The sequence below is a fragment of the Cellulomonas sp. A375-1 genome, from assembly GCF_001040865.1.
Lineage (GTDB): Bacteria > Actinomycetota > Actinomycetes > Actinomycetales > Cellulomonadaceae > Cellulomonas > Cellulomonas gelida.
On sequence record NZ_LFKW01000040.1, the window covers coordinates 1 to 3235 of the forward strand.

At 74.3% G+C, this 3235-nt stretch carries 5 protein-coding genes; 1 reads left to right on the forward strand and 4 read right to left on the reverse strand.

Features of this window, described 5'->3' with window-relative positions; all coding sequences use genetic code 11:
- The 4 genes from CWIS_RS04650 to rimP form a co-directional block, all read right to left on the reverse strand.
- Positions 1–197, reverse strand: a 197-nt coding sequence (locus CWIS_RS04650; RefSeq protein ID WP_048342089.1) for a translation initiation factor IF-2 N-terminal domain-containing protein, incomplete at its 3' end; no start/stop codon positions are given.
- A 95-nt stretch (positions 198–292) separates the two neighbouring features.
- Positions 293–748 carry a YlxR family protein gene (locus tag CWIS_RS04655; protein WP_082156222.1) on the reverse strand — a complete coding sequence of 152 codons (456 nt, stop codon included), beginning with the start codon at positions 746–748 and terminating at the stop codon, positions 293–295.
- Positions 745–1791, reverse strand: coding sequence for a transcription termination factor NusA (gene nusA, locus CWIS_RS04660; RefSeq protein WP_048342090.1), 1047 nt, complete (start codon positions 1789–1791; stop codon positions 745–747). Before nusA ends, CWIS_RS04655 begins: the two co-directional genes overlap by 4 nt.
- Complete coding sequence (rimP, locus tag CWIS_RS04665) at positions 1791–2339, reverse strand: ribosome maturation factor RimP (RefSeq protein WP_048342091.1); 549 nt, start codon at positions 2337–2339, stop codon at positions 1791–1793. Before rimP ends, nusA begins: the two co-directional genes overlap by 1 nt.
- Before the next feature lie 126 nt (positions 2340–2465).
- Between rimP and CWIS_RS04670 the strand changes: the two genes are divergently transcribed.
- Positions 2466–3235: hypothetical protein (locus CWIS_RS04670; protein WP_048342092.1), on the forward strand; the 770-nt coding region annotated here is incomplete at its 3' end.

Genomic DNA, 3235 nt, shown 5'->3' on the forward strand with positions numbered 1-3235 from the left:
GTCGCGGGACGTGCCGCGGGCTGCTGGGCAGCGCCACCGGCGGCGGGGTACTCGTCGCGCAGCTTGCGCACGACGGGGGGCTCGATCGTCGAAGACGCCGAACGAACGAACTCACCCATGTCGGTGAGCTTCGTCATGATGGTCTTGCTGTCGACCCCGAGCTCCTTCGCGAGCTCGTAGACGCGAAGCTTGGCCACTTCTCTCCCTGTCTCGGCCCGCCCGGACAGGGTCGGACCGTGGTTAGTTCTTGCTGCTCATGACAGTGCTCATCACGGTGCTCATCGCTGGGCACTCATCGGAGCGTGCTCATCGGGTCGCCATCGGCTTCCAACCCGCTTCCCTGATTGACGGTCGGCGCCGGTGCTCCCGGCGTCGTGACATGGTGCTCGAGATGGCTCCGCACGGCAGAGGCGTCCGGCGGGGCCTGCAGGCGCAGGGCCCGACCGAACGCTCGTCGGCGCGTGGCGATCTCAAGGCATCCAGGATCGGGGTGCAGCCAGGCACCCCGGCCCGGCATCGTGCGGTCGACGTCCACGACCAGCACGGGCTCTCCCGTGCCGTCCGCGACGGCGACCACCCTCAGCAGGGCGGACCTGAGGCCGGTCGCTCGGCACCCCACGCACGTGCGGACCGGGACACCCGCCGACCGCCTCGTGAGGCGCTCAGGGACGTCCGGGAGCCGCGTTCCAGCATGCGGGGACTGCCGGGCATCCGGCCCAGCCTCGCTCAGTCTACCCCTGCGGCTCACCCGACGTCGTCCGCCGAGGGGTCCGGGCCGCGGTCGTCGTCCGCGACGTCGTCGGCCGGGACCTCCGCGTCGGACCGGATGTCGATGCGCCAGCCGGTGAGCTTCGCGGCCAGGCGGGCGTTCTGGCCCTCCTTGCCGATCGCGAGCGACAGCTGGTAGTCCGGCACGATCACGCGCGCGGCCCGCGCCGCCTCGTCCACGACCGTGACCGAGATCACTCGCGCGGGCGACAGCGCGTGCGCCACCATCTCCGCCGGGTCGTCGGAGTGGTCGACGATGTCGATCTTCTCGCCACGCAGCTCGGCCATCACGGCACGGACGCGACCACCCATGGGGCCGATGCACGCGCCCTTGGCGTTGACGCCCGGCACGTTGGCCCGCACGGCCATCTTCGAGCGGTGGCCGGCCTCGCGGGCCAGCGCGGTGATCTCGACCGTGCCGTCGGCGACCTCGGGCACCTCGAGCTCGAACAGCTTGCGCACCAGGCCCGGGTGCGTGCGCGACAGCGTCACCTGCGGTCCGCGCGAGCCGCGCGCGACCTCGAGCACGTAGCCGCGGATGCGCTCGCCGTGCACGTAGGTCTCCGACGGCACCTGCTCGTGCGGCGGCAGCACGGCCTCCGTGCCGCCGACGTCGACGAGCACGACGCGCGGGTCGGGGCCCTGCTGGATGACACCACCCAGGACCTCGCCCTCCTTGCCGCGGAACGTGCCGAGCACCTGGTCGTCCTCGGCGTCGCGGAGCCGCTGGACGATCACCTGCCGCGCGGTCGCGGTCGCGATCCGGCCGAAGCCGGCGGGGGTGTCGTCGAACTCCGGCGGCTCGGACAGCGTGTGCCCGTCCTCGTCGACCGGTGCGGCCTCGCGCGCCCACACGGTGACGTGGCCCGAGCGCCGGTCCACCTCGACGCGCGCGCGCTGGTGGGCGCCCGGCGTGCGGTGGTACGCGGACAGCAGCGCCTGCTCGATGGCGGAGACGAGCACGTCGAGGCTGATCTCACGCTCCCGCTCGAGCAGCCGCAGGGCCTGCATGTCGATGTCCATCAGCTCTCCTGTCCGGCGTCGTCGCCGCCGTCGTCGTCGGGACCGAGCCCCGACATGTCCACCTCGACGCGCGCGTCCGCGACCTCGTCGAGCACGATCGTGACCGGGGCGCCGACGCGCGGCGGCCGCCCCTTGACGCCCGGGGTGACCGGCACGACGACGATCGCGTCGTCCTCGACGCCGGTCAGCCGACCCGTCAGGGACGTCCCGTCGGCGAGGCGCACGCGCACGGCACGCCCGACGGCGCGCACGAAGTGCCGGCGCTCGACGAGCGGGCTGTCGGCGCCGCGCGTCCCGACCTCGAGGGTGTACTCCCCCGCGACGGGGTCGGACGCGTCGAGCGCGTCGGAGACGGCGCGGGTCACGTCGGCGATCCGGTCGAGGTCGAGCTCGCGCTCGTCGTCCTCGGTCTGCCCCACGAGGACCTCGACGAGCACGCCTCCGCCGATCCGGCGCACGCGCACCTCCTCGAGCACGAGACCCTCGGCGACGACGACCGGGACGAGCACGTCGTTGACCCGCTGCGCGGATGCGGCTGCTGCGACCATGACCGCCTCCTTCGTGTGCGGGGCCGGACGTGCGACCCACTGGTTGTCGCACCAGGGTAACGACTCCGGCGGCCCGCGCCGGGCGGTGCCGGGCCGACGCGCCCTCGCGTGGGAGGATCGCCCGCGATGAGCACCACGATCTGCGCAGCACCGACCACCTCGCGGGTGGCGAGGATCACGCGTCCCCGACGAGGGTTCGCGGCCCGCCGTGCGGCGCTGGGCGCCGTCCTCGCCGTGACCGCGCTCGTGCTGTCGGGGTGCGGGCTCCGGCTCGAGACCCCGCCTCCGGTCGAGCCGTCACCCGACGCGCTCGAGCAGGTGCGCGCCCGCACGGTCGACGACGCCCTCGCGCTGCAGTCCGCAGCGCAGGACGCGCTGACCACCACGACCGACGAGCAGGTCCTGCCCCTGCTCGACCAGGTCGTCACGTTCTCGGAGCAGCACGTCGCGGCGCTCGGGGGCGAGTACGACTCGGGGCTCGAGGCCGACCCCGACGAGGCCCCCACGCCGTCGCCCACCCCGACGGTCGCGACGACCACGGCGCAGGACGTGCTCGCGCTGCTCGGCGACACCACGACGACCGCGGGCACCGACGCGAACAGCACGACAGACGGACCGCTCGCGCGCCTGATCGCCTCGGTGGCCGTCTCCCGCGCGGACCTCACCGACCGGCTCGCGAGCGCGCTCGGCGAGGACTCCCCCGGGCCCGCGGTGCCGGAGCAGGTCGTCGTCCCGCCGGAGGTCGACGCCGACGTCGCCGGGCCGCTCGCGCGGGCGCACGACGAGGCCGGCTACGCGCTCGAGGTGCTCGCCGCACGGGGTCCGGAGCAGACGCGCGCCGCCACGCTCGCCTCGGCCCGCGCGCACCGCGCCGCCGCGGACGCGTGGGCGAACGC